Origin of the sequence: Escherichia sp. MOD1-EC7003 (assembly GCF_002965065.1) — a bacterium.
Classification (GTDB): domain Bacteria; phylum Pseudomonadota; class Gammaproteobacteria; order Enterobacterales; family Enterobacteriaceae; genus Escherichia.
In genome coordinates this window covers 1-23,282 of sequence record NZ_PTRE01000067.1, presented here as the reverse complement: position 1 = coordinate 23,282, position 23,282 = coordinate 1, and the positions used below count along the sequence as shown (strand labels likewise).

Annotated in this window: 19 protein-coding genes and 2 pseudogenes; 12 read left to right on the top strand and 9 right to left on the bottom strand. The window is 51.5% G+C overall.

Annotation, left to right across the window (positions count from 1 at the left end):
- Nucleotides 1-93: 93 nt before the first annotated feature.
- The 3 genes from htpG (at nucleotide 94) to hemH (ending at nucleotide 3,921) form a co-directional block, all read left to right on the top strand.
- Nucleotides 94-1,968, top strand: coding sequence for a molecular chaperone HtpG (htpG, locus tag A7090_RS12645; RefSeq protein WP_105274284.1), 1,875 nt, complete (start codon nucleotides 94-96; stop codon nucleotides 1,966-1,968).
- A gap of 214 nt (nucleotides 1,969-2,182) precedes the next feature.
- Nucleotides 2,183-2,827, top strand: a complete 645-nt coding sequence (gene adk, locus A7090_RS12635) for an adenylate kinase (RefSeq protein WP_001220233.1) — start codon at nucleotides 2,183-2,185, stop codon at nucleotides 2,825-2,827.
- A 131-nt stretch (nucleotides 2,828-2,958) separates the two neighbouring features.
- Nucleotides 2,959-3,921 carry a ferrochelatase gene (gene hemH / locus A7090_RS12630; protein ID WP_105274283.1) on the top strand — a complete coding sequence of 321 codons (963 nt, stop codon included), beginning with the start codon at nucleotides 2,959-2,961 and terminating at the stop codon, nucleotides 3,919-3,921.
- Here hemH and aes read toward each other — a convergent pair.
- Nucleotides 3,918-4,877 carry an acetyl esterase gene (gene aes / locus A7090_RS12625; RefSeq protein ID WP_105274282.1) on the bottom strand — a complete coding sequence of 320 codons (960 nt, stop codon included), beginning with the start codon at nucleotides 4,875-4,877 and terminating at the stop codon, nucleotides 3,918-3,920. The genes hemH and aes overlap by 4 nt on opposite strands.
- Before the next feature lie 151 nt (nucleotides 4,878-5,028).
- Here aes and gsk point away from each other — a divergent pair, with 151 nt between their 5' ends.
- A complete protein-coding gene (gsk, locus tag A7090_RS12620) occupies nucleotides 5,029-6,333 on the top strand; it encodes an inosine/guanosine kinase (protein WP_105274281.1) in 1,305 nt (434 codons plus the stop codon).
- A gap of 132 nt (nucleotides 6,334-6,465) precedes the next feature.
- Here gsk and ybaL read toward each other — a convergent pair whose 3' ends face one another.
- A complete protein-coding gene (gene ybaL, locus A7090_RS12615; RefSeq protein ID WP_000546247.1) occupies nucleotides 6,466-8,142 on the bottom strand; it encodes a YbaL family putative K(+) efflux transporter in 1,677 nt (558 codons plus the stop codon).
- 237 nt (nucleotides 8,143-8,379) lie between these two features.
- Entirely contained in the window at nucleotides 8,380-9,600 is a 1,221-nt protein-coding gene (gene fsr / locus A7090_RS12610; protein ID WP_105274280.1) for a fosmidomycin MFS transporter, read from the bottom strand.
- Nucleotides 9,601-9,817: 217 nt separating this feature from the next.
- Here fsr and ushA point away from each other — a divergent pair, with 217 nt between their 5' ends.
- Complete coding sequence (gene ushA, locus A7090_RS12600; RefSeq protein ID WP_105274278.1) at nucleotides 9,818-11,470, top strand: bifunctional UDP-sugar hydrolase/5'-nucleotidase; 1,653 nt, start codon at nucleotides 9,818-9,820, stop codon at nucleotides 11,468-11,470.
- Between the two features lie 36 nt (nucleotides 11,471-11,506).
- Here the strand turns inward: ushA and ybaK are convergent, their stop codons facing one another.
- Nucleotides 11,507-11,986 carry a Cys-tRNA(Pro)/Cys-tRNA(Cys) deacylase YbaK gene (gene ybaK, locus A7090_RS12595; protein ID WP_000186633.1) on the bottom strand — a complete coding sequence of 160 codons (480 nt, stop codon included), beginning with the start codon at nucleotides 11,984-11,986 and terminating at the stop codon, nucleotides 11,507-11,509.
- Between the two features lie 203 nt (nucleotides 11,987-12,189).
- The gene (locus tag A7090_RS12590; protein WP_105274277.1) at nucleotides 12,190-12,984 is read right to left on the bottom strand and encodes a TraB/GumN family protein; all 795 of its coding nucleotides are present in this window, start codon (nucleotides 12,982-12,984) and stop codon (nucleotides 12,190-12,192) included.
- 137 nt (nucleotides 12,985-13,121) lie between these two features.
- On the opposite strand from A7090_RS12590, the gene A7090_RS12580 reads away from it, so the two are divergent.
- Nucleotides 13,122-13,463: a HigA family addiction module antitoxin gene (locus A7090_RS12580; RefSeq protein WP_001382909.1), complete on the top strand. Its 342-nt coding sequence runs from the start codon at nucleotides 13,122-13,124 to the stop codon at nucleotides 13,461-13,463.
- Between the two features lie 113 nt (nucleotides 13,464-13,576).
- Here the strand turns inward: A7090_RS12580 and copA are convergent, their stop codons facing one another.
- Nucleotides 13,577-16,081 (bottom strand): copper-exporting P-type ATPase CopA, encoded by a 2,505-nt coding sequence (gene copA, locus A7090_RS12575; protein WP_105274276.1) that lies wholly within the window; start codon nucleotides 16,079-16,081, stop codon nucleotides 13,577-13,579.
- Nucleotides 16,082-16,439: 358 nt separating this feature from the next.
- Here copA and A7090_RS12570 point away from each other — a divergent pair.
- The 4 genes and pseudogenes from A7090_RS12570 to cueR form a co-directional block, all read left to right on the top strand.
- Nucleotides 16,440-16,574 (top strand): annotated as a pseudogene (locus tag A7090_RS12570) (glutaminase); the annotation flags it as partial.
- Nucleotides 16,575-16,576: 2 nt separating this feature from the next.
- Nucleotides 16,577-17,869 (top strand): APC family permease, encoded by a 1,293-nt coding sequence (locus tag A7090_RS12565; protein ID WP_105274275.1) that lies wholly within the window; start codon nucleotides 16,577-16,579, stop codon nucleotides 17,867-17,869.
- 21 nt (nucleotides 17,870-17,890) lie between these two features.
- Nucleotides 17,891-17,997: pseudogene (locus A7090_RS27270) on the top strand (hypothetical protein); the annotation flags it as partial.
- Nucleotides 17,994-18,401, top strand: a complete 408-nt coding sequence (gene cueR, locus A7090_RS12560; RefSeq protein ID WP_105274274.1) for a Cu(I)-responsive transcriptional regulator — start codon at nucleotides 17,994-17,996, stop codon at nucleotides 18,399-18,401. The pseudogene A7090_RS27270 and the gene cueR, both read left to right, overlap by 4 nt.
- Here the strand turns inward: cueR and A7090_RS12555 are convergent, their stop codons facing one another.
- The 3 genes from A7090_RS12555 to A7090_RS12545 form a co-directional block, all read right to left on the bottom strand.
- The gene (locus A7090_RS12555; RefSeq protein WP_105274273.1) at nucleotides 18,402-19,625 is read right to left on the bottom strand and encodes a hypothetical protein; all 1,224 of its coding nucleotides are present in this window, start codon (nucleotides 19,623-19,625) and stop codon (nucleotides 18,402-18,404) included.
- 569 nt (nucleotides 19,626-20,194) lie between these two features.
- Nucleotides 20,195-20,653 (bottom strand): NfeD family protein, encoded by a 459-nt coding sequence (locus A7090_RS12550; RefSeq protein WP_105274272.1) that lies wholly within the window; start codon nucleotides 20,651-20,653, stop codon nucleotides 20,195-20,197.
- A complete protein-coding gene (locus A7090_RS12545; RefSeq protein WP_000904502.1) occupies nucleotides 20,650-21,567 on the bottom strand; it encodes an SPFH domain-containing protein in 918 nt (305 codons plus the stop codon). The genes A7090_RS12550 and A7090_RS12545 overlap by 4 nt, the downstream gene beginning before the upstream one ends.
- A 145-nt stretch (nucleotides 21,568-21,712) precedes the next feature.
- On the opposite strand from A7090_RS12545, the gene fetA reads away from it, so the two are divergent.
- Both fetA and fetB read left to right on the top strand, forming a co-directional pair.
- Nucleotides 21,713-22,390, top strand: coding sequence for an iron efflux ABC transporter ATP-binding subunit FetA (gene fetA / locus A7090_RS12540; protein WP_105274271.1), 678 nt, complete (start codon nucleotides 21,713-21,715; stop codon nucleotides 22,388-22,390).
- Complete coding sequence (gene fetB / locus A7090_RS12535) at nucleotides 22,377-23,156, top strand: iron efflux ABC transporter permease subunit FetB (protein WP_001295323.1); 780 nt, start codon at nucleotides 22,377-22,379, stop codon at nucleotides 23,154-23,156. The genes fetA and fetB overlap by 14 nt, the downstream gene beginning before the upstream one ends.
- Nucleotides 23,157-23,282 lie beyond the last annotated feature (126 nt).

The window sequence follows — 23,282 nt, the reverse complement described above, 5'->3', positions numbered from 1 at the left end:
TCACCTGCTCTCGCTTGAAATTATTCCCCCTTGTCCCCATCTCTCCCTCATCCTGTTTTTAACCTTAAAATGGCATTATTGAGGTAGACCTACATGAAAGGACAAGAAACTCGTGGTTTTCAGTCAGAAGTGAAACAGCTTCTGCACCTGATGATCCATTCTCTCTATTCCAATAAAGAAATCTTCCTGCGTGAGCTCATCTCTAACGCCTCCGATGCGGCAGACAAGCTGCGTTTCCGCGCGCTCTCTAACCCGGACCTGTACGAAGGTGATGGCGAACTACGCGTTCGTGTCTCTTTCGATAAAGACAAGCGCACGCTGACTATTTCCGATAACGGCGTAGGGATGACCCGCGACGAAGTGATTGACCATCTGGGGACTATCGCTAAATCTGGCACCAAATCATTCCTTGAATCTCTGGGTTCTGACCAGGCAAAAGACAGCCAGCTGATCGGTCAGTTCGGTGTTGGTTTCTACTCTGCGTTTATTGTGGCCGACAAAGTAACCGTGCGTACTCGCGCGGCAGGCGAAAAACCAGAAAACGGCGTCTTCTGGGAGTCGGCGGGCGAAGGTGAATACACCGTTGCCGACATCACCAAAGAAGATCGTGGTACTGAAATCACCCTGCATCTGCGTGAAGGCGAAGACGAGTTCCTCGATGACTGGCGCGTCCGTTCCATCATCAGCAAATACTCCGACCATATTGCGCTGCCGGTAGAGATCGAAAAACGCGAGGAGAAAGACGGCGAAACCGTTATTTCCTGGGAGAAAATCAACAAAGCGCAGGCGCTGTGGACCCGTAACAAGTCGGAAATCACCGATGAAGAGTACAAAGAGTTCTACAAACACATCGCCCACGACTTTAACGATCCGCTGACCTGGAGCCACAACCGCGTTGAAGGTAAGCAGGAGTACACCAGCCTGCTGTACATTCCGTCGCAGGCACCGTGGGATATGTGGAACCGCGATCATAAGCACGGCCTGAAACTGTACGTCCAGCGTGTGTTCATCATGGACGACGCAGAACAGTTCATGCCGAACTATCTGCGCTTCGTGCGTGGCCTGATTGACTCCAGCGATCTGCCGCTGAACGTTTCCCGTGAGATCCTCCAGGACAGCACGATAACGCGTAACCTGCGCAATGCGCTGACCAAACGCGTGCTGCAAATGCTGGAAAAACTGGCGAAAGACGATGCAGAAAAATACCAGACCTTCTGGCAACAGTTTGGCCTGGTACTGAAAGAAGGTCCGGCAGAAGATTTCGCTAACCAGGAAGCGATCGCCAAACTGCTGCGTTTTGCTTCTACTCATACCGATTCTTCTGCGCAGACTGTGTCTCTGGAAGACTACGTTTCCCGCATGAAAGAAGGGCAGGAGAAAATCTACTACATCACCGCAGACAGCTACGCGGCAGCGAAGAGCAGCCCGCATCTGGAACTGCTGCGTAAGAAAGGCATCGAAGTTCTGCTGCTTTCCGACCGCATCGATGAGTGGATGATGAACTATCTGACGGAGTTCGATGGTAAACCGTTCCAGTCCGTGTCTAAAGTTGATGAGTCGCTGGAAAAACTGGCTGACGAAGTTGATGAGAGCGCGAAAGAAGCGGAGAAAGCACTGACTCCGTTCATCGACCGTGTGAAAGCCCTGCTTGGCGAGCGCGTGAAAGATGTCCGTCTGACCCACCGTCTGACCGATACGCCAGCGATCGTTTCTACTGATGCGGACGAAATGAGCACCCAGATGGCGAAACTGTTCGCCGCGGCGGGCCAGAAAGTGCCAGAAGTGAAATACATTTTCGAGCTGAACCCAGATCACGTGCTGGTGAAACGTGCGGCAGATACTGAAGATGAAGCCATGTTCCGCGAGTGGGTCGAACTGTTGCTGGATCAGGCGCTGCTGGCAGAACGCGGTACGCTGGAAGATCCGAACCTGTTTATTCGTCGTATGAACCAGCTGCTGGTTTCCTGATGTAATGCCGGATGAATTTTATCCGGCATACAGCTAAATGTGGTGCCGAATGACCTTCGTGTCATCCGGCATTTTTTTCATTATCTGCACTTTCCGCAAATTATCTCCCCTTAACCGTTTCAGCCTCAGGCGCCTTTCTTGAGGCAATCGCCTGATGGTGGTATCTTTTATCGCTTTTTCAAAAAATTCGACAAATTTTAAGGGGATTTTCGCAATGCGTATCATTCTGCTTGGCGCTCCGGGCGCGGGGAAAGGGACTCAGGCTCAGTTCATCATGGAGAAATATGGTATTCCGCAAATCTCCACTGGCGATATGCTGCGTGCTGCGGTCAAATCTGGCTCCGAGCTGGGTAAACAAGCAAAAGACATTATGGACGCTGGCAAACTGGTCACTGACGAACTGGTGATCGCGCTGGTTAAAGAGCGCATTGCTCAGGAAGACTGCCGTAATGGTTTCCTGTTGGACGGCTTCCCGCGCACCATTCCGCAGGCAGACGCGATGAAAGAAGCGGGCATCAATGTTGATTACGTTCTGGAATTTGACGTACCGGACGAACTGATTGTTGATCGTATCGTAGGCCGCCGCGTTCACGCGCCGTCTGGTCGTGTTTATCACGTTAAATTCAATCCACCCAAAGTAGAAGGCAAAGACGACGTTACCGGTGAAGAACTGACTACCCGTAAAGACGATCAGGAAGAAACCGTACGTAAACGTCTGGTTGAATACCATCAGATGACTGCACCGCTGATCGGCTACTACTCCAAAGAAGCGGAAGCGGGTAACACCAAATACGCGAAAGTTGACGGCACCAAACCGGTTGCTGAAGTTCGCGCTGATCTGGAAAAGATCCTCGGCTAATCAAGCCGCAGCAGATCTGCTTTCGGGCAGGTCTGCTCCTCCTCCTCTGGCAAAACCTCTCACAGCAATTAGTTCTTCTTCTTCACTTTTCCGCTATAATTATCAACAAGTTGAATCAATAAGAGGCGGTAATGCGTCAGACTAAAACCGGTATCCTGCTGGCAAACCTGGGGACGCCCGATGCCCCCACACCTGAAGCGGTAAAACGCTATCTGAAACAATTTTTAAGCGACAGACGCGTGGTAGATACCTCACGGCTGTTGTGGTGGCCGTTGCTGCGCGGCGTGATTTTGCCGCTGCGCTCACCGCGTGTGGCGAAGCTGTATGCCTCTGTCTGGATGGAAGGTGGCTCTCCGCTGATGGTTTACAGCCGCCAGCAACAGCAGGCGCTGGCACAACGTTTACCGGAGACGCCTGTGGCGCTGGGAATGAGCTACGGCTCGCCATCACTGGAAAGCGCCGTAGATGAACTCCTGGCAGAGCATGTAGATCATATCGTGGTGCTGCCGCTTTATCCGCAATACTCCTGTTCAACGGTCGGTGCGGTATGGGATGAACTGGCACGTATTCTGGCGCGCAAACGTCGCATTCCAGGGATATCGTTTATTCGTGATTACGCCGATAACCACGATTACATTAATGCACTGGCGAACAGCGTACGAGCCTCTTTCGCTAAACATGGCGAACCGGATCTGCTGCTGCTCTCTTATCATGGCATTCCCCAGCGTTATGCCGATGAAGGCGATGACTACCCGCAGCGTTGTCGCACAACGACTCGTGAACTGGCTTGCGCACTGGGGATGGCAGCGGAAAAAGTGATGATGACTTTTCAGTCGCGCTTTGGTCGGGAACCCTGGCTGATGCCTTATACCGATGAAACGCTAAAAATGCTCGGAGAAAAAGGCGTAGGCCATATTCAGGTGATGTGTCCGGGCTTTGCTGCGGATTGCCTGGAGACGCTGGAAGAGATCGCCGAACAAAACCGTGAAGTCTTCCTCGGTGCGGGCGGGAAAAAATATGAATATATTCCGGCGCTCAATGCCATGCCGGAACATATCGAAATGATGGCTAATCTTGTAGCAGCGTATCGCTAAAGCTGAGTGGTAAAGAACTGAGCGCCGTCGCGAAGAGCATCGTCGGCGGTTTTCATCATCCGAGAATAATGCAAAAAAGCATGTAGCGTGCCGGGGTAAAGTTTGAACTCACAGGGCTGCTGATGCGCCGCTAACGCCTGGTAAAGCAAACGGCTGTCATCCAGCAGCGGATCGAACTCCGCTCCGGCGATAAAACAGGGGGGAACCTTGCGAGTGAGATCATTATTAAACAGGCAGTAATATGGCGACTCACGGTCTGCGTCGTTGCTTAAATACGCCTCTTCATACATCTGCAAATCCTGTTGCGTTAAGCCATCCCAGTCACCGCCAAACAGGCGACGAGTCACGGAATCTTGTAATCCGTAAAGCCCATACCACAACAGAACAGCGACAACTTTTCCGCAATCGATTTGTTTGTCACGCAACCACAACGCACTGGTGAGCGCCAGCATTGCGCCTGCGGAATCACCGGCAAATCCAATGCGGGACATATTGATTTGATAATCCTCTGCCTGCTGGTGGAAGTGGCAACAGGCAGCCACAATTTCCTCTATTGCCTGCGGAAAACGCGCTTCAGGCGAAAGAGTATAATCAATACCAATCACTGTACATTGAGTGTAATTTGCCAGCAGTCGCATAATGCGATCGTGGGTATCAAGATTGCCGAGAATAAAACCGCCGCCATGCAGATAAAATAGTGTCGCCGGGCTATCTGGATGTGGAAAAAAGAGACGTGTTTCCACCTGCCCATATTTTGTTGGCACCCTGTAAGCGCGGGTTGCCATTTCTGGAGCACCAGCATTCCAGAATCGGCGCTCAAGCGTGTAATACTGTCGTTGCTCAGCAATTGTTCCCGTTGCGGGCCAGGGCGGTAAATCAGGCTGAAGAGTATTCACAACGGTCTTCATTTCAGCAGAAATAAGGTCCAGGACGGGTAATTTATTTTCGGGCTTCATGCAAAAACTCCTTTCAAATTACGTCATTGTAAGGAACCACTGCCATGAAAATGCGATCCCGCCTGCTGATATTGAAACTGGCCGCGTCTCGCATGCTCCCGTCAGATTGTGTTAACATTCGCCGCTCAGTTAACCACCCGTAAAAACGACCATGAAATTTCCCGGTAAACGTAAATCCAAACATTACTTCCCCGTAAACGCACGCGATCCGCTGCTTCAGCAATTTCAGTCAGAAAACGAAACCAGCGCCGCCTGGGTAGTGGGGATCGAGCAAACACTGGTAGATATTGAAGCGAAAGTGGATGATGAATTTATTGTGCGTTATGGATTAAGCGTCGGGCATTCACTGGTGATTGAGGAGGACGTTGCCGAAGCACTCTATCAGGAGCTGAAACAGAAAAAACTGATTACCCATCAGTTTGCAGGTGGCACCATTGGTAACACCATGCATAACTACTCGGTACTCGCGGACGACCGTTCGGTGCTGCTGGGCGTAATGTGCAGCAATATTGAAATTGGCAGCTATGCCTATCGTTATCTGTGTAACACCTCAAGTCGTACCGATCTTAACTATCTACAAGGCGTGGACGGCCCGATTGGTCGCTGCTTTACGCTGATTGGTGAGTCCGGGGAACGTACCTTTGCTATTAGCCCTGGTCACATGAACCAGCTGCGGCCTGAAAGCATTCCGGAAGATGTGATTGCCGGAGCTTCGGCGCTGGTTATCACCTCTTATCTGGTGCGTTGCAAGCCGGGTGAACCAATGCCGGAAGCAACCATGAAAGCCATTGAGTACGCGAAGAAATATAACGTACCGGTGGTGCTGACGCTGGGCACCAAGTTTGTCATTGCCGAGAATCCGCAGTGGTGGCAGCAATTCATCAAAGAACACGTCTCTATCCTTGCGATGAACGAAGATGAAGCCGAAGCGTTGACCGGAGAGAGTGATCCGTTGTTGGCATCTGACAAGGCGCTGGACTGGGTCGATCTGGTACTGTGCACCGCCGGGCCAATCGGTTTATATATGGCAGGTTTTACCGAAGACGAAGCGAAACGTAAAACTCAGCATCCGCTGCTGCCGGGCGCTATCCCGGAATTTAACCAGTATGAGTTTAGCCGCGCCATGCGCCACAAGGATTGTCAAAACCCACTGCGCGTCTATTCGCACATTGCGCCGTACATGGGCGGGCCGGAAAAAATCATGAACACCAACGGAGCAGGGGACGGCGCACTGGCAGCGTTGCTGCATGACATTACCGCCAACAGCTACCACCGCAGCAACGTACCAAACTCCAGCAAACATAAATTCACCTGGCTGACTTATTCGTCTTTAGCGCAGGTATGTAAATATGCTAACCGCGTCAGCTACCAGGTGCTGAATCAGCATTCCCCACGTTTAACGCGCGGTTTGCCGGAGCGTGAAGACAGCCTGGAAGAGTCTTACTGGGATCGTTAAGTTATCGTCGGTTCGTAGGCCAGATAAGGCGTTCACGCCGCATCTGGCATTTGGCTCTCGATGCCTGATGCGACGCTGGCGCGTCTTATCATGCCTACATATTTTTTATATTTTACATCCGGAAATCACCGTTTACCCCGTCACCACTTCACCCGCCGGTGGCGTTTCCAGCAGTTCCAGCATAGTACGGGCGATTTCACGCTCACCCATCACCACCTGATTTGCACCGCGTTCGGTAATATACGCCACTTCATCGTCATAATGGGCGCGGGCAATAATCTCAATATCCGGGTTTTTCGCGCGGGCAGATGCCACAATCTCGCCCGCTTCATAACCGTTGGGAATCGTCAGGATCAGCCATTTTGCACATTCCAGATGCGCCAGTTGCATAATTTCTTCGTTCGCCGCATTGCCCAATACCGCCCGGACCCCGCGCTCTCGCAGCTCATCAACACGAGTTCGTGACGTTTCAATGACCACGAGCGGAATATCAGAGGCGAGTAATTTTTCCCCCAGCAAGCTGCCCACACGCCCGTAGCCTACCAGTAGCGCATGGTTGCAAATATCCACTGGGATCTGCTTCTCTTCTTCGATTGCCTCTTCCAGAGTCTGCTCTTCCAGCGTTTCAGTCTTCGCCAGATATTTCTCCAACAGCGCGAACAACACCGGGTTAAGCATAATCGACAGGATTGCCCCTGCCAGTACCAGGTTTTGCCCAGCCTGCGGCAGCAGATCCAACGCCATCCCCAGCCCCGCCAGGATAAAAGCGAATTCACCAATCTGCGCCAGGCTGGCGGCGATAGTTAACGCCGTACGTTGGGAGTGACCAAACAGTCGCACCAGGAAAAACGCGGCTAACGACTTACCAAACAGAATAATCGCCAGTGTTGCCAGCACCGCCAGCGGTTGCTGAATCAGAATTAACGGATCAAACAACATCCCGACGGAGACAAAAAACAGCACCGCAAACGCATCGCGTAATGGCAGCGTATCGTGGGCGGCACGGTGACTCAGTTCAGACTCGTTCAGTACCATTCCGGCAAAGAACGCGCCGAGTGCGAAGGAGACGTCAAACAGCTCCACCGCACCAAAGGCAATCCCTAACGCCAGTGCCAGCACCGACAGGGTAAACAGCTCACGGGAACCGGTTGCTGCGCTGCGTGCCATAATCCACGGCACCAGACGGCGACCTACCAGCATCATAATGGCGATAAATGCGATCACCTTGCCGATGGTGATTCCCATATCAACGGCCAGCGTCGCGAAGCCCACATCGCCCTGTTCCATCATTCCTGCTACTGCGGGCAGCAATACCAGCGTCAGAACCATGACCAGGTCTTCCACGATCAACCAACCGATGGCGATTTGCCCACGCTGGCTGTCTATTAATTGCCTTTCTTCAAGAGCGCGTAGTAACACCACGGTACTGGCGGTGGAAAGACATAAACCGAATACGATACCGGTCATTAACGACCAGCCCAGCACGGCAGAGAGCGCCATACCCAGCAGCGTCGCCACGGCTATCTGGGCGATCGCGCCGGGAATAGCGATGGACTTTACCGCCATCAAATCCTTGAGCGAAAAATGCAAACCGACGCCGAACATCAGCAAAATCACGCCCAGCTCTGCCAGTTCCGGCGCAAGCTTGGTATCGGCAACAAAGCCCGGAGTGAATGGTCCTGCCAGCACACCTGCTAACAGATATCCCACCAGAGGAGAAATACGAAGTTTATTGGCCAGCATGCCGAGGATAAAGGCGAGCACAAGGCCGCCAACAATGGTGGTAATAAGCGGGGTGGCGTGATGCATTCCGTCTCCTTTTCCTGGTGGTTAGTGTCCATTTTTGGCCGGGAAAACCAAAACTACAGGTAATAGTTTATGACAATTTCATTGATGATGTTTATGAATAATTGTTGAATTTTGCAAAAAAATGGAATTAGCTGCAAAAAAATCACGGATCGGAAAACAGAAGGCGGTTTAACAGAGGAAAGGCTTATGGCGACTGTAAAACGATGCAGCCAAAGTTTGCCTTTGGCTGCAATGAAATCAGTCTTTATGCCGGTTATCAGGCAGGAATATGGTTAACATCCCCAATAGTGGCAGGAAAGCACAGATTTTATAGACTAACTCGATGCTGGTGTGGTCGGCGATAAGCCCCAGAACTGCCGCTCCCAGACCTCCCATGCCGAAAGCAAAGCCGAAAAAGAGTCCAGAAACCATACCGATACGTCCCGGAAGCAGCTCCTGAGCGTAGACCAGAATGGCAGAGAACGCTGAAGCGAGGATAAATCCAATAATTACTGTTAAAACCCCCGTCCAGTACAGGCTGGCGTAGGGTAAAATCAGCGTAAACGGCGCAACGCCGAGGATAGAGCCCCAAATCACATATTTTCGCCCAATTTTATCCCCTACAGGCCCGCCGATCACCGTACCTGCGGCAACGGCAAACAGGAAGGCAAACAGATGAAGCTGGGCATTCTGGATAGATAATCCGAATTTTTGCATCAGATAAAAGGTGTAATAGCTGCTGATGCTCGCCATATAGAAATATTTCGAGAAAATCAGGATTAACAGAATGCTGACCGCCAGTACCACTTTGTTGCGCGGCAGTGGATTGATAATCGTCGCTTTGGGTTTTCCTTTATTCATGCGGTGCTGTGCAGAGTACCAACGGCTGATTTGCGCCAACACCACGATAGCCAGCAGTGCCGCAAGCACAAACCAGGCAACGTTACCTTTACCATAAGGCGCGATAATCACTGCCGCCAGCAAGGGCCCCAGGGAACTGCCAAAGTTGCCGCCGACCTGGAAGATCGATTGCGCCAGACCATGACGCCCACCAGAGGCCATCCGGGCCACGCGGGAAGATTCCGGGTGAAAGACCGATGAACCGGTGCCGACCAGCGCCGCCGCCAGCAGAACTGCGCCAAAACTGCCCGCCAGGGCCAGCAGCACCAGACCACTTAAGGTAAAGCACATACCAATCGGCAACGACCACGGCATCGGATATTTATCTGTCCAGTAACCGACCACCGGTTGCAGTAGCGAAGAGGCGAGCTGGAAGGTGAGGGTTATCATGCCAATTTGCATAAATGTCAGAGAAAATTCTGACTGAAGCAGCGGATAAATCGCCAGAATCAGCGATTGGATCATGTCGTTCAGAAGATGTGAGAGGCTGATAGCCCCTAAAATACCAAACGATGTTCGGGCCTTGGTCGTTGACGCAGCCGCGCCCGCCACAGGCTGGGATTGTTCACTCATTGCCATAGGAACGTCACTTTTTCAGGGTTGCGATGTAAAGAATGATCTTACTTGTGATTATTACCCGACTAACATACCTGTATGTGCCGCCTGAAGGAAGTCTCAACGCTGAATACAGAATTTCTAATCTGGATGCAGATTTATCTTCATCGGACGCAGACTTGTCTATGATGTCGCGTCATACTATTTTTCAACACGTTGAAATCTGGTCAGGGAGAGAAGTATGAAATTATTGCAGCGGGGCGTGGCGTTAGCACTGTTAACCACATTGACACTGGTGAGTGAAACTGCTCTGGCGTATGAACAGGATAAAACCTACAAAATTACAGTTCTGCATACCAATGATCACCATGGTCATTTTTGGCGCAATGAATATGGCGAATATGGTCTGGCGGCGCAAAAAACGCTGGTGGATGGTATCCGTAAAGAGGTTGCGGCTGAAGGCGGTAGCGTGCTGCTACTTTCCGGTGGCGACATTAACACTGGCGTGCCCGAGTCCGACTTACAGGATGCCGAACCTGATTTTCGCGGTATGAATCTGGTGGGCTATGATGCAATGGCGCTCGGTAATCATGAGTTTGATAACCCGCTCACCGTATTACGCCAGCAGGAAAAGTGGGCAAAGTTCCCGTTGCTTTCTGCCAATATCTACCAGAAAAGTACCGGCGAGCGCCTGTTTAAACCATGGGCGCTGTTTAAGCGTCAGGATCTGAAAATCGCCGTTATTGGCCTGACGACGGATGACACAGCGAAGTTAGGCAACCCAGAAAACTTCACCGATATTGAGTTCCGTAAACCCGCCGATGAAGCGAAGCTGGTGATTCAGGAGCTGCAACAGACAGAAAAGCCAGACATTATTATCGCGGCGACCCATATGGGGCATTACGACAATGGTGAGCACGGCTCTAACGCACCGGGTGATGTGGAGATGGCACGCGCACTGCCTTCCGGATCGCTGGCGATGATCGTCGGTGGTCACTCGCAAGATCCGGTCTGCATGGCGGTAGAAAATAAAAAACAGGTCGATTACGTGCCGGGTACGCCATGCAAACCTGATCAACAAAATGGCATCTGGATTGTGCAGGCGCATGAGTGGGGCAAATACGTGGGACGGGCTGATTTTGAGTTTCGTAATGGCGAAATGAAAATGGTGAACTACCAGCTGATTCCGGTGAACCTGAAGAAGAAAGTGACCTGGGATGACGGAAAAAGCGAGCGTGTGCTTTACACCCCTGAAATTGCTGAAAACCAGCAAATGATCTCGCTGTTATCGCCGTTCCAGAATAAAGGTAAAGCGCAGCTGGAAGTGAAAATAGGCGAAACCAATGGTCGCCTGGAAGGTGACCGCAGCAAAGTGCGTTTTGTACAGACCAATATGGGGCGATTAATTCTGGCAGCACAAATGGATCGCACTGGCGCTGACTTCGCGGTGATGAGCGGTGGTGGGATTCGTGATTCTATCGAAGCAGGTGATATCAGCTATAAAAACGTACTGAAAGTGCAGCCGTTCGGCAATGTGGTGGTGTATGCCGACATGACGGGTAAAGAGGTGATTGATTACCTGACCGCTGTGGCGCAGATGAAACCGGATTCGGGGGCCTACCCGCAATTTGCCAATGTTAGCTTTGTGGCGAAAGACGGCAAACTGAACGACCTGAAAATCAAAGGTGAGTCGGTCGATCCGGCGAAAACCTACCGTATGGCGACATTAAACTTCAATGCCACCGGCGGTGATGGCTATCCGCGTCTTGATAACAAACCGGGCTATGTGAATACCGGCTTTATTGATGCTGAAGTGCTGAAAGCGTATATCCAGAAAAACTCGCCGCTGGATGCGAATGCTTATGAACCGAAAGGTGAGGTGAGCTGGCAGTAATCCGAAAGTGCCGGATACTCACATCCGGCACAACACTTAATCCCGGCGGGCGATATCGGCAAATTTGGCATCAAGGATCTTCGCCAGGTCGCTTGCTGCCAGTTCGATATCCAGTCCGCGCTTGCCGCCGGAAACATAAATAGTGGCAAATTCTTGTGCAGGGGCGTCGATAATCGTCGGCAGACGTTTTTTCTGCCCCAGTGGACTAATCCCCCCAACCAGGTATCCCGTCGAACGCTGCGCGACCATCGGATCGGCCATCTCAACTTTCTTGGCACCCAGCGCTTTTGCTACTTTTTTAAGATCCAGTTGACCTGCGACCGGCGTAACGGCCACTGCCAGATGTTTCATATCACCGTTCACTGCGACCAGCAGCGTTTTGTAGACCTGATCCGGATTCAAACCTAATTTTTTGACGACTTCATCGCCAAAATTGGTTTCAGCCGGATCGTGCTCGTAGGTATGAATTTGAAACGAAATCTTGTTTTTTTCGAGTAATTTAACTGCGGGTGTCATGGTGATTTTCCTGCCTTAAACAAAAAAACGAAGCAAGCATACGCCTATTGGCGGTCCAAAAAAAAGAGTCATCTTGCCTAAGAGTATTGGCAGGATGGTGAGATTGAGCGACAATCGAGTTACACCGTCGCTTAAAGTGACGGCATAATAATAAAAATATGAAATTCCTCTTTGACGGGCCAATAGCAATATTGGCCATTTTTTTATTTCAGCATCTGCGGCAGATTACCTTCGCCATACAGATGCAACGCACCGACCGCCACCACGTAGCGCCCTGGCGGCATAGCATGCAGTTTATCCCGCCAGGCGAGATTTCGCTGATGCATCAGCACATCGTACAGCGACTGACTGAACGTACTGGGCAGCGTTATTTCATTATTTTGCGGCGGCGCATTTAGCCACCAGCTCATCATTTGTTGCAGTAACCGAGCGTTGGTGTGCCAGTGAGTCAGCGTATCGTCCAGCAGCGCCAGTCCTTTGTCAGGGAGCTGGAGTAAAATGGCAATCTGATTTTCTGCCCCTTCCAGTTCAATCACGGGTTTATGTTGTTGTTTCGCCGCCTGCAATAGCTGGTAATCGATACCATATTCTGCCCGCAGTCCCAGCTTTTGTGCCTGTGTCGCCTGAAGAACCATCGCGATTTGCCACAGCGGTTGGGTAGAAAAGAGTGAGGGGGAAATGCCCATCTCCTGGCTGATATGTTGCAGGTTTTGCAATTGCTCCTCGCTGATACGCTCTTCCAGAGCCTCGCAGGCAGGCAAATTATCAAAAGGCGTATCGCTGGTGGAAACATCCGCCTCGACGATCAGCGCATCGGCGTTTTTGAGCTTTTTGAGCAAACGGGTGGGCAGGGGAGCCATATCGTGGCTACCCATATGAATACTGCCGATCAGATGAAAATGGCGATTGCCGGGAAGAGAGATATCGATAGCAGGCCAGGTGTAATGATTACCGCGCAGCGCGGCCCAAAGCGTTTTTACCCGGTACAACAGATCCATACGACCTCCCTTTGTGAAATATCATGCTAGCGCGCGGGGAGGGATGGCGCAAATGGAGTTGGGGACTTGTTTAATGTGTTTGTATGATTCAGTATGTTCTTGTATCACTATTCACAGGGAAGCAACAGTTAAAAACTATGAAACAGGCAACAAGAAAACCGACGACACCCGGAGATATTCTTCTCTATGAATATCTGGAACCGCTCGCTTTGAAAATCAATGAGTTAGCAGAGTTGCTGCATGTTCATCGTAATAGCGTCAGTACACTGATCAATAATAATCGTAAACTCACCACTGAAATGGCATTCCGTCTGGCGAAAGTTTTTGATACCACAGTCGATTTTTGGCTAAACCTCCAGGCGGCAGTTGATCTTTGGGAAGTTGAAAACAACATGCGCACCCAGGAAGAATTGGGACGGATTGAAACAGTGGCTGAATATTTGGCACGCCGTGAAGAGCGTGCAAAAAAGGTCGCGTAAGGCCAAAACATCGCTTCATCTCGTAGGCCGGATAAGGCGTTCACGCCGCATCCGGCAGTCATGCGTCGATGCCAAATGCGCCGCCCTAAAGCAGCGCATCCGCAATGACGTACTTATTCCTTCGGTTTAAACCGCAGCAACCGGTTGGCGTTACTCACTACGGTAATCGACGAGAGCGCCATTGCCGCTCCGGCAACCACCGGGTTAAGCAGCGTTCCGGTGAACGGCCACAAAATACCGGCAGCGACCGGAATACCGATACTGTTGTAAATAAACGCGCCCAGCAGGTTTTGCTTCATGTTACGTAACGTGGCGCGGGAAATCGCCAGTGCGTCTGCCACGCCCATCAGGCTGTGGCGCATCAGGGTAATCGCCGCGGTTTCAATGGCAACATCACTGCCGCCACCCATTGCAATACCAACATCTGCCTGGGCCAGCGCTGGCGCGTCGTTAATGCCGTCGCCCACCATTGTCACCTGACGTCCTTCACTTTGCAGGCGTTTAATCGCTTCAGCTTTACCGTCCGGCAGCACCCCGGCAATCACCTCATCAATCCCGGCTTCTTTGGCGATCGCATTGGCGGTGGTTGGGTTATCCCCGGTTAGCATCACCAGACGATATCCCGCTTTATGCAGACGTTGCAGCGCCGCCACGCTATCACTACGCAACGGATCGCGTACAGCCAGCAGGGCTACCGCTTTTCCGTCAACCGCCAGCAGCACAGGCGTTGCCCCTTGCGATGCCTGAGCTGAAATATCTGTTTCAATCGCTTTAGTATCGACTTGCTGGTCATTTAACAGCGCCTGATTACCCAGCAATAACGCATGACCTTCTGCTTCACCGCTCACGCCCAGCCCCCGCAATGTGCGGAAACCGTTGACCTGCGGCAACTGCACATCGCCTGCTTTATCGAGGATCGCTCGTGCCAGTGGATGGCTGGAACCTTGCTCCAGTGCCGCCGCCAGACGCAATGCCTGCGCTTCATCAACATCAGCAAAAGTTTTCACTGCGACAACCTGCGGCTTCCCTTCGGTCAGCGTCCCGGTTTTATCGAACACTACGGTATCGAGCGTACTGGCGCGTTGCAACGCGTCGGCGTCCCGCACCAGTACACCAAACTCTGCCGCCCGCCCAACACCGGAAATAATCGACATCGGCGTCGCCAGCCCCAGCGCACACGGACAGGCGATAATCAGCACCGTGGTGGCAATCACCAGGGTATAGACAATCTGCGGTGCCGGACCAAAGAAATACCAGATTGCTGCACTGACCAGCGCAATCAGCACCACCACCGGCACAAATACGGCAGAGATTTTATCTGCCAGCTGACCGATTTCTGGCTTACTGCTCTGAGCCTGGCGCACCATACGAATAATCCGCGACAGCGTGGTATGGCTGCCAACTGCACTGGCGCGAAACAGCACGCTGCCATCCTGCACCACTGTCCCGGCATGGACGCTATCGCCTTCGCCTTTTTGCTGTGGGATTGGTTCGCCCGTCAGCATCGCTTCATCCAGCCACGCTTCGCCCTGGGTAATCTCTCCATCTACCGGCACGCGGTCGCCGGTCGTCAGGCGCAGCAACATACCAGGCTGAACATCAGCCAGCGGCACGCTTTTTTCACCCTCTGCGGTGACCAGACGCGCCGTCGGCGGGGTTAAATCGAGTAACTTCTCCAGCGCTTTAGAAGAACGCTGGCGTGCGCGCGCTTCCAGCATATGGCCGAGATTAATCAGACCAATAATCATCGCGCTGGCTTCGTAATAAAGATGTCGCGCTTCCATCGGGAACCACTGCGGCCACAGGTTGACGCTCATCGAATAGATCCACGCCACACCAGTACCCAGCGCCACCAGCGTATCCATCGTCGCCGCACCGTTTAGCAGGCTTTTCCATGCGCTGCGATAAAAATGCCCGCCGGCGAAAACCATTACCGCCAGGGTTATCAGGCCGATAACCAACCACAGGCTGCGGTTGTCGGCGGTGACCATCATGTTATCGCCGATCATCCCCCAGACCATTACCGGGATACCCACCGCCAGTGCAACAATTGCCTGCCAGCGGAAGCGCTTCATCGTAGCGACGGCGGTTTCCTGCTGGCGCTCGCGGCGTTTAGTTTCATCTTCAATCGCTTCCGCGCCGTAGCCCGCTTTTTCCACCGCTTGCACTAAATCTTGTGGGGAGGCACTGCCCATCACCAGCGCAGTACGCTCCGCCAGGTTTACCCGTGCCTGAGTGACGCCCGGTACGCTTTGCAGCGCATTTTGTACGCGGGTGACACAGCTGGCGCAGCTCATGCCGCTCAGCAGCAACTGCTGGCTGTCATCGTCATCGGCAGTCGCTGCCGGAAGCGCCTCAGAAACCGCTGTCAGTGCTTCCGACGGGATTGATGACTCCGCCAGCGGTTTAGCCTTTGGGTGGCTTACAGATGCGTCATAACCCGCTTGTTTGATGGTTTCGATCAGCTGTTCTGCACTGGCAGTCCCGGTAACGTGCGCTTCAGTGATAGACACATCTACCTGCTCAACATCAGGGCGCTGTTCGAGACTTTCTTTCACGCGTTTAACGCAGTGACCGCAGGACAGGCCGTCCAGGGTCAGGTCGATAGTTTGTGACATAAAACACTCCTTTAAGACAGTTTTGACTGACTGTGATAAAGGTTAAACCTTCCAGCAAGGGGAAGGTCAAGAAATTAATAAACCAGGCGGGTAAAAGTCCGTAAAGATTAAAAAAATCGGCTCAATTTGCATCAGGATTAGACATTTATCTCTTTGTTTTCCTGCAGTTAAGTTGTGGGTGCTAAGTTAAATCAGGGTGCCTGAAAATCGGCACTGGGGTGAGGAATTACCTCCCGCATCTATAAAAAGGGGTTAACAAAAGATGTTAGATGCAAACAAATTACAGCAGGCAGTGGAGCAGGCTTACACCCAATTTCACTCACTTAACGACGGACAGAATGCCGATTACATTCCCTTTCTGGCGGTAGTCCCAGGTGTGATGGGAATTGCCGCGTTCTTACCACCGCTGGACGAAGAAGGCAACAGTGTTCGCGGTCAAAAAATGGTGGCATCGGTCGCTAAACAACTCGGCTATAACGTGTTTAAGGGCTGATCATGATGAACACGGAAGGGAATAACGGTAACAAACCCCTCGGTCTATGGAACGTCGTTTCCATCGGCATTGGGGCAATGGTGGGGGCGGGGATTTTCGCGCTGCTGGGGCAGGCTGCGTTGCTAATGGAAGCGTCGACCTGGGTCGCCTTTGCTTTTGGCGGTATTGTGGCGATGTTTTCCGGTTATGCCTATGCGCGTTTGGGGGCAAGCTATCCCAGCAATGGCGGTATTATCGACTTCTTTCGTCGCGGATTAGGCAACGGCATCTTTTCGCTGGCGCTCTCGTTACTGTACCTGTTGACGCTGGCGGTAAGCATCGCCATGGTCGCCCGTGCTTTTGGCGCTTATGCTGTGCAGTTTTTGCATGAAGGCAGCCAGGAGGAGCACCTTATTTTGCTCTACGCGTTGGGGATCATTGCGGTGATGACGCTATTCAACTCCTTAAGCAACCATGCGGTAGGGCGGCTGGAAGTGATCCTCGTCGGCATTAAAATGATGATCCTGTTATTGCTGATTATTGCCGGAGTCTGGTCGCTGCAACCGGCGCATATTTCCGTCTCTGCGCCCCCCAGCTCCGGTGCGTTCTTCTCCTGTATCGGGATAACCTTTCTTGCTTATGCGGGCTTTGGCATGATGGCGAACGCGGCAGATAAAGTGAAAGATCCGGCGGTCATTATGCCACGGGCGTTTCTGGTGGCGATTGGTGTTACCACGCTGCTTTACATCGCGCTGGCGCTGGTACTGCTGGGCGATGTATCGGCATTAGAGTTAGAAAAATATGCTGATACCGCTGTAGCGCAGGCTGCTTCTCCGCTCCTCGGGCATGTGGGTTATGTGATCGTCGTCATCGGTGCTTTACTGGCGACGGCTTCAGCCATCAACGCGAATCTGTTCGCTGTGTTTAACATCATGGACAACATGGGCAGCGAACGCGAACTGCCGAAGTTAATGAATAAATCCCTGTGGCGGCAGAGTACCTGGGGCAACATTATTGTCGTGGTGTTGATTATGCTGATGACGGCGGCGCTGAATTTAGGCTCACTTGCCAGCGTTGCCAGCGCCACCTTTTTGCTCTGCTACCTGGCGGTTTTTGTGGTGGCGATCCGATTACGTCATGATATTCACGCTTCGTTGCCGATTCTTATCGTTGGCACGTTGGTTATGTTATTGGTGATCGTAGGCTTTATTTACAGTCTCTGGTCCCAGGGCAGCCGTGCGTTGATATGGATTATTGGCGTACTCTTACTCAGCCTTATTGTGGCAATGGCCATGAAGCGCAATAAAGCCATATAAAACCTCTCTGTGCGCAGTACTTTCTGTACTATTGTGGCGACGGTCGATATTCGCACCGGCAAAAAAACGTGCTTGAATATCTGTTTAAACCCTTTAACAAAGCACAGGAGGCGTTGCGCGAACGATGAACATTAGCGATGTAGCAAAAATTACCGGCCTGACCAGCAAAGCCATTCGCTTCTATGAAGAGAAGGGACTGGTGACGCCGCCGATGCGCAGCGAAAACGGTTATCGTATTTACACGCAGCAGCATCTCAACGAATTGACCTTACTGCGCCAGGCACGCCAGGTGGGCTTTAATCTGGAAGAGAGCGGCGAACTGGTGAATCTGTTTAACGACCCGCAGCGCCACAGCGCCGATGTAAAACGGCGCACTCTGGAGAAGGTAGCGGAGATCGAACGGCATATCGAAGAACTGCAATCCATGCGCGACCAGCTGCTGGCGCTGGCGAATGCTTGCCCCGGTGATGACAGCGCAGAGTGCCCGATTATCGAAAATCTCTCCGGCTGCTGTCATCATCGGGCGGGGTGACTAAGGCTGACGGTAATAGTCGTCCATTATTTTCGTCAATTCCGGACGTTCGCCGTCATCGTTGATGGCAAAATCAAGAAAAAAGGCATCTGCTTGCGGCGTTCGGTTTTGTGCCATTAACCTGAAGGTTATGTGGCGATGTCGGGCATAAGTTGGCTCGTGTGTAATGAAACGGGCAAAATTAATAAATAGTGTGTAATTGTGATAAAAAAGCGCCTGCAAAATAACTTCGGGTAACTCGTCGCCCGTCAATCCTTCGTTGATCATTCGCGCTATGTTTGCTTCGCTCAAATTCCCGGCTTCAGCAATTTGCCAGGCTTGATTCAGTGAAGGGTAACGACTGACACTCTGCGTCAACTCTTTTGACCAGTTTTCGTATATGCAGACGTGCTGATCGGGGCCGAAACTCTCCCATGCGCTGGCCGGTAATTTGTTCCATGGCGTGATTTTGGGAACGCGCCACTGCAACTCTGTTTTTTGCAGAAATTCCCCGCCCGGAAATAACAGTTTTTGCTGCTCCTCATTAAAATGGGTCGCAGTACTGATCACCAGTGTTTTCAGCGGACGCCCTTCCAGCGCGGCAGCAGTGGCTTTATGGTGCCCGTCGAGCATGACGCACAGGTATGAATCAGTGAGATACCAGGCCAGAGCGCGGATGTCGGGTTTATCTCGATACCAGGTCGCCCGTTCTGGATTAAAATGTGATGGCGGTTGCCCTGGAAGAAGGAAACAGGGGGCGGTGTCACTGTAATAGCCATATTCATGATCCCAGATGGCAACCGTTGCCGGGTTACTACTGCGATGGTCCGTTGCCGCCCAAAAGAAGTGTCCGTTACCATCAGTCGGGTAAAGTTCGCGATCTTCCAGCAAGTAATAGCCATCAGCAAGGCATGAGAACAGTGGCGTCAGTGCGGTAAAGGCGTCCATCATGTCAGACCATGGGCGATTCCAGTTTTCGATGGCAGACAAAAATTGCGCGACGCCCTGTTCATCAGCCGCAAAACCGCTGTAGACAAACTCCGCGCAGGTGGGGCAGCTAGCCTTGGACCAGAAACGTATCAATGGTATATCTTGCCAGGAGAGCGAATGAATACTTGCATCAGTGTGCGGATCGTTAACCACACACTGACGCAGAAACCCTTTTCCAGACTTTACGGAAAAAATGACGCCTGTGGTGGTCTGTCTCAGCAGGCGTACTTCAGGCTTTCTAAAGGGGAAGATCATGCTACTCCTTAGCCAAAAATTCATATCCCTGAACTGTGCCAGAAAATAACCGTGGTGGCTGTCACCCTTTAAACGGGAAAGGTGCTCATTAGCTGTTAATGCCATTTTGCGTGGAAAGAATATGCTACAAGCTTTCTACCAAAATACGACCTGACTGAAATAAGCTTTTCCGGATTTCGTTACTGACATTCACTGCGTGAACCCGGAGGATAATAACACCACTTGCAAAAACGCAAAGAAAAATGCGCCAATAATCATAATATACGTTTTTTCTTTTCTTTCATTTTAAATAACTCACAAACTGGCCTTTCTTCAACAGTTTGTAGGCCTGATAAGACGCGTTAGCGTCGTATCAGGCATCGGCGCATGACAGCCGGATGCGGCGTACACGCCTTATCCGGCCTACGTTCGCACACAGCCTGGCAGGTTTGTAGGCCTGATAAGACGCGTTAGCGTCGCATCAGGCATCGGCGCACGACAGCCGGACGCGGCGTACACGCCTTATCCGGCCTACGTTCGCGCACAGCCTGGCGGGTTTTGTAGGCCTGATAAGACGCGTTAGCGTCGCATCAGGCGATGACTGCACGGATGAGCAGCGTTATCCCTTCTATCGCAATCACCTCAACATGCGTACCTGCGGCTAAATCCTCGCTGGCGCTGACAGGCCATGAACTGTCGCCGACGCGCATATGACCGCGTCCGTTAACCAACGGCGTTTCCAACACAAAACGTCGGCCAATTAGCTGCTGCCCGCGCTGGTTTAAATGACTGTCGCTGTGCTTTTGTTCGCGACCCCGCCGCGACAACCATTTCCACCACAGCCAGGCGGCAAGCAGCGTCAGGACGGAAAACATCACCCCTTGCCACTCCCAACCCAGCGGCACCAGCCAGACCATCAGACCGGTAATCACCGCTGCCACGCCGCTCCACAACAGATAACCGTTTCCACCCAACATCTCGGCTGCCAGCAGCAACCCGCCGAGACTGAGCCAGAAAATATGTGGATGAACGACCATTAACTCCATCATGGCTGAGTCCGCTTGTTGGCGCTGTCTTTCACCAGCTCAGCAATCCCGGCAATCGACCCCATCAGGCTGCTGGCTTCTAATGGCATCATCACAACTTTGCTGTTACTGGAAGACCCGATTTGCTGCAACGCTTCGGTGTATTTCTGCGCTACGAAGTAGTTCACCGCCTGAATATCTCCGGAGGCAATGGCTTCAGATACCATTTTGGTGGCGCGGGCTTCTGCTTCAGCGGAACGTTCACGCGCTTCAGCCTGTAAAAATGCCGACTGACGTTCGCCTTCCGCTTTCAGGATTTGCGATTGTTTTTCACCTTCCGCTTTGAGAATTTCCGCCTGACGAATCCCTTCCGCTTCAAGGATGTAAGCGCGTTTAGTACGTTCCGCTTTCATCTGCGCGTTCATTGAAGAGATAAGTTCAGCCGGTGGGCGCACGTCGCGAATTTCAATACGGGTGACTTTAATTCCCCATGGGTTGGTGGCCTCATCGACAATACGTAGCAGACGTGAGTTGATGCTGTCGCGTTGGGAGAGCATTTCATCAAGTTCCATTGAACCCAGTACGGTACGGATGTTAGTCATGGTCAGGTTGATGATCGCCAGCTCCAGATTGCTGACTTCATAAGCGGCGCGCGGGGCATCAATTACCTGAATAAAACAGACTGCGTCGATGGTAACGTTGGCGTTATCTTTCGAGATAACTTCCTGGGAGGGGATATCGAGCACTTGCTCCATCATATTGATCTTGCGACCAATGCGATCCATAAACGGCACCACCAGGCTTAGCCCCGGCTGTAACGTTTTGGTATAGCGACCAAAGCGTTCTACCGTCCATTGATAACCCTGCGGCACGATTTTAACGCCCGCGCCGACAATGACCAGCGCGACAAAAATGAGAATCGGGATAAAGATAAGCATCGGAAAAACCTCCTGTTGTACCGTCTATAATCCGCAAAATTGCTGCTTGATTAAGCAAATTATACCTGATTACTGAAAGAGAGTTCCCCCTTATTTCTGCGAAGGATAAACTGTTTTTAGTAAAAATCAGAAAAAGGGAACAGCGATGCAGAAAAATAGTCCTTTGCTTCAGCTACAAAACGTTGGATATCTGGCTGGTGAGGCGAAAATTCTTAATGGCATCAATTTTTCGCTGCGTGCTGGCGAATTTAAGTTAATTACCGGCCCCTCAGGTTGTGGCAAAAGTACGCTGCTGAAAATTGTTGCTTCATTAATCAGCCCAACCAGCGGAACACTACTGTTTGAAGGTGAGGATGTCAGCACACTAAAGCCAGAAATCTATCGCCAGCAAGTTTCTTACTGTGCTCAGACTCCGATGCTGTTTGGCGACACGGTCTACGATAACCTGATCTTTCCCTGGCAGATCCGTAACCAGCAGCCCGACCCGGCTATTTTTCTCGATTTTCTCGAACGTTTCGCTTTGCCGGACAGCATTTTGATGAAGAATATCGCCGAGTTATCTGGTGGTGAAAAACAACGCATCTCATTGATTCGTAACCTGCAATTTATGCCAAAGGTATTATTGCTGGATGAAATCACCAGTGCGCTGGATGAGAATAATAAACATAACGTCAATGAGATGATTCATCGCTATGTGTGCGAGCAAAATATTGCCGTGCTGTGGGTGACACACGATAAAGACGAAATTAATCATGCGGATAAAGTGATTACGTTGCAACCGCATGCCGGAGAAATGCAGGAAGCACGCTATGAACTCGCATAATATTACCAACGAATCATTGGCACTGGCATTAATGCTGGTGGTGGTGGCAATCTTAATTAGCCATAAAGAAAAACTGGCGCTGGAGAAAGATATTCTCTGGAGTGTCGGGCGGGCGATAATTCAGTTGATTATTGTCGGCTATGTGCTGAAATATATATTCAGCGTGGATGATGCCAGCCTGACATTATTGATGGTGCTATTTATCTGCTTTAATGCGGCGTGGAATGCGCAAAAACGCAGTAAATATATTGCTAAAGCTTTTATCTCATCGTTTATTGCCATTACGGTCGGGGCGGGAATTACCCTGGCGGTGCTGATTCTCTCAGGGTCGATTGAATTTATCCCGATGCAGGTGATCCCTATCGCCGGGATGATAGCCGGTAACGCCATGGTGGCGGTAGGGTTATGTTACAACAATTTAGGGCAACGTGTGATTAGCGAACAGCAACAGATTCAGGAGAAACTAAGTCTTGGCGCGACGCCAAAACAGGCTTCAGCGATATTGATTCGCGACAGTATTCGTGCGGCTTTAATTCCGACGGTCGATTCAGCAAAAACGGTTGGCTTAGTGAGTTTGCCAGGAATGATGTCCGGGCTGATATTTGCCGGGATTGATCCGGTGAAGGCGATTAAATATCAGATTATGGTGACCTTTATGCTGCTCTCAACCGCCAGCTTGTCGACCATTATTGCCTGCTATTTAACCTATCGTAAGTTTTATAATTCGCGCCACCAGTTGGTGGTGACGCAATTGAAGAAGAAATAATGCGATGCCTGATGCGACGCTGGCGCGTCTTATCATGCCGGCATGGCACCTGCAATATATTGGATTAGCTCGATTTGGTAGGCCGGATAAGGCGTTTACGCCGCATCCGGCGGTTATATGACGCAT

Excerpts from the sequence above, each read along its gene's own strand:
- ybaL (WP_000546247.1), bottom strand. The coding sequence starts at position 8,142 with ATGCATCACGCCACCCCGCTTATTACCACCATTGTTGGCGGCCTTGTG.
- A7090_RS12590 (WP_105274277.1), bottom strand. The coding sequence starts at position 12,984 with ATGGATCTGTTGTACCGGGTAAAAACGCTTTGGGCCGCGCTGCGCGGT.
- ushA (WP_105274278.1), top strand. The coding sequence starts at position 9,818 with ATGAAATTATTGCAGCGGGGCGTGGCGTTAGCACTGTTAACCACATTG.
- A7090_RS12545 (WP_000904502.1), bottom strand. The coding sequence starts at position 21,567 with ATGCTTATCTTTATCCCGATTCTCATTTTTGTCGCGCTGGTCATTGTC.
- A7090_RS12550 (WP_105274272.1), bottom strand. The coding sequence starts at position 20,653 with ATGATGGAGTTAATGGTCGTTCATCCACATATTTTCTGGCTCAGTCTC.
- hemH (WP_105274283.1), top strand. The coding sequence starts at position 2,959 with ATGCGTCAGACTAAAACCGGTATCCTGCTGGCAAACCTGGGGACGCCC.
- htpG (WP_105274284.1), top strand. The coding sequence starts at position 94 with ATGAAAGGACAAGAAACTCGTGGTTTTCAGTCAGAAGTGAAACAGCTT.
- fsr (WP_105274280.1), bottom strand. The coding sequence starts at position 9,600 with ATGGCAATGAGTGAACAATCCCAGCCTGTGGCGGGCGCGGCTGCGTCA.
- ybaK (WP_000186633.1), bottom strand. The coding sequence starts at position 11,986 with ATGACACCCGCAGTTAAATTACTCGAAAAAAACAAGATTTCGTTTCAA.
- A7090_RS12580 (WP_001382909.1), top strand. The coding sequence starts at position 13,122 with ATGAAACAGGCAACAAGAAAACCGACGACACCCGGAGATATTCTTCTC.
- adk (WP_001220233.1), top strand. The coding sequence starts at position 2,183 with ATGCGTATCATTCTGCTTGGCGCTCCGGGCGCGGGGAAAGGGACTCAG.
- copA (WP_105274276.1), bottom strand. The coding sequence starts at position 16,081 with ATGTCACAAACTATCGACCTGACCCTGGACGGCCTGTCCTGCGGTCAC.
- aes (WP_105274282.1), bottom strand. The coding sequence starts at position 4,877 with ATGAAGCCCGAAAATAAATTACCCGTCCTGGACCTTATTTCTGCTGAA.
- fetB (WP_001295323.1), top strand. The coding sequence starts at position 22,377 with ATGAACTCGCATAATATTACCAACGAATCATTGGCACTGGCATTAATG.
- fetA (WP_105274271.1), top strand. The coding sequence starts at position 21,713 with ATGCAGAAAAATAGTCCTTTGCTTCAGCTACAAAACGTTGGATATCTG.
- cueR (WP_105274274.1), top strand. The coding sequence starts at position 17,994 with ATGAACATTAGCGATGTAGCAAAAATTACCGGCCTGACCAGCAAAGCC.
- A7090_RS12565 (WP_105274275.1), top strand. The coding sequence starts at position 16,577 with ATGATGAACACGGAAGGGAATAACGGTAACAAACCCCTCGGTCTATGG.
- gsk (WP_105274281.1), top strand. The coding sequence starts at position 5,029 with ATGAAATTTCCCGGTAAACGTAAATCCAAACATTACTTCCCCGTAAAC.
- A7090_RS12555 (WP_105274273.1), bottom strand. The coding sequence starts at position 19,625 with ATGATCTTCCCCTTTAGAAAGCCTGAAGTACGCCTGCTGAGACAGACC.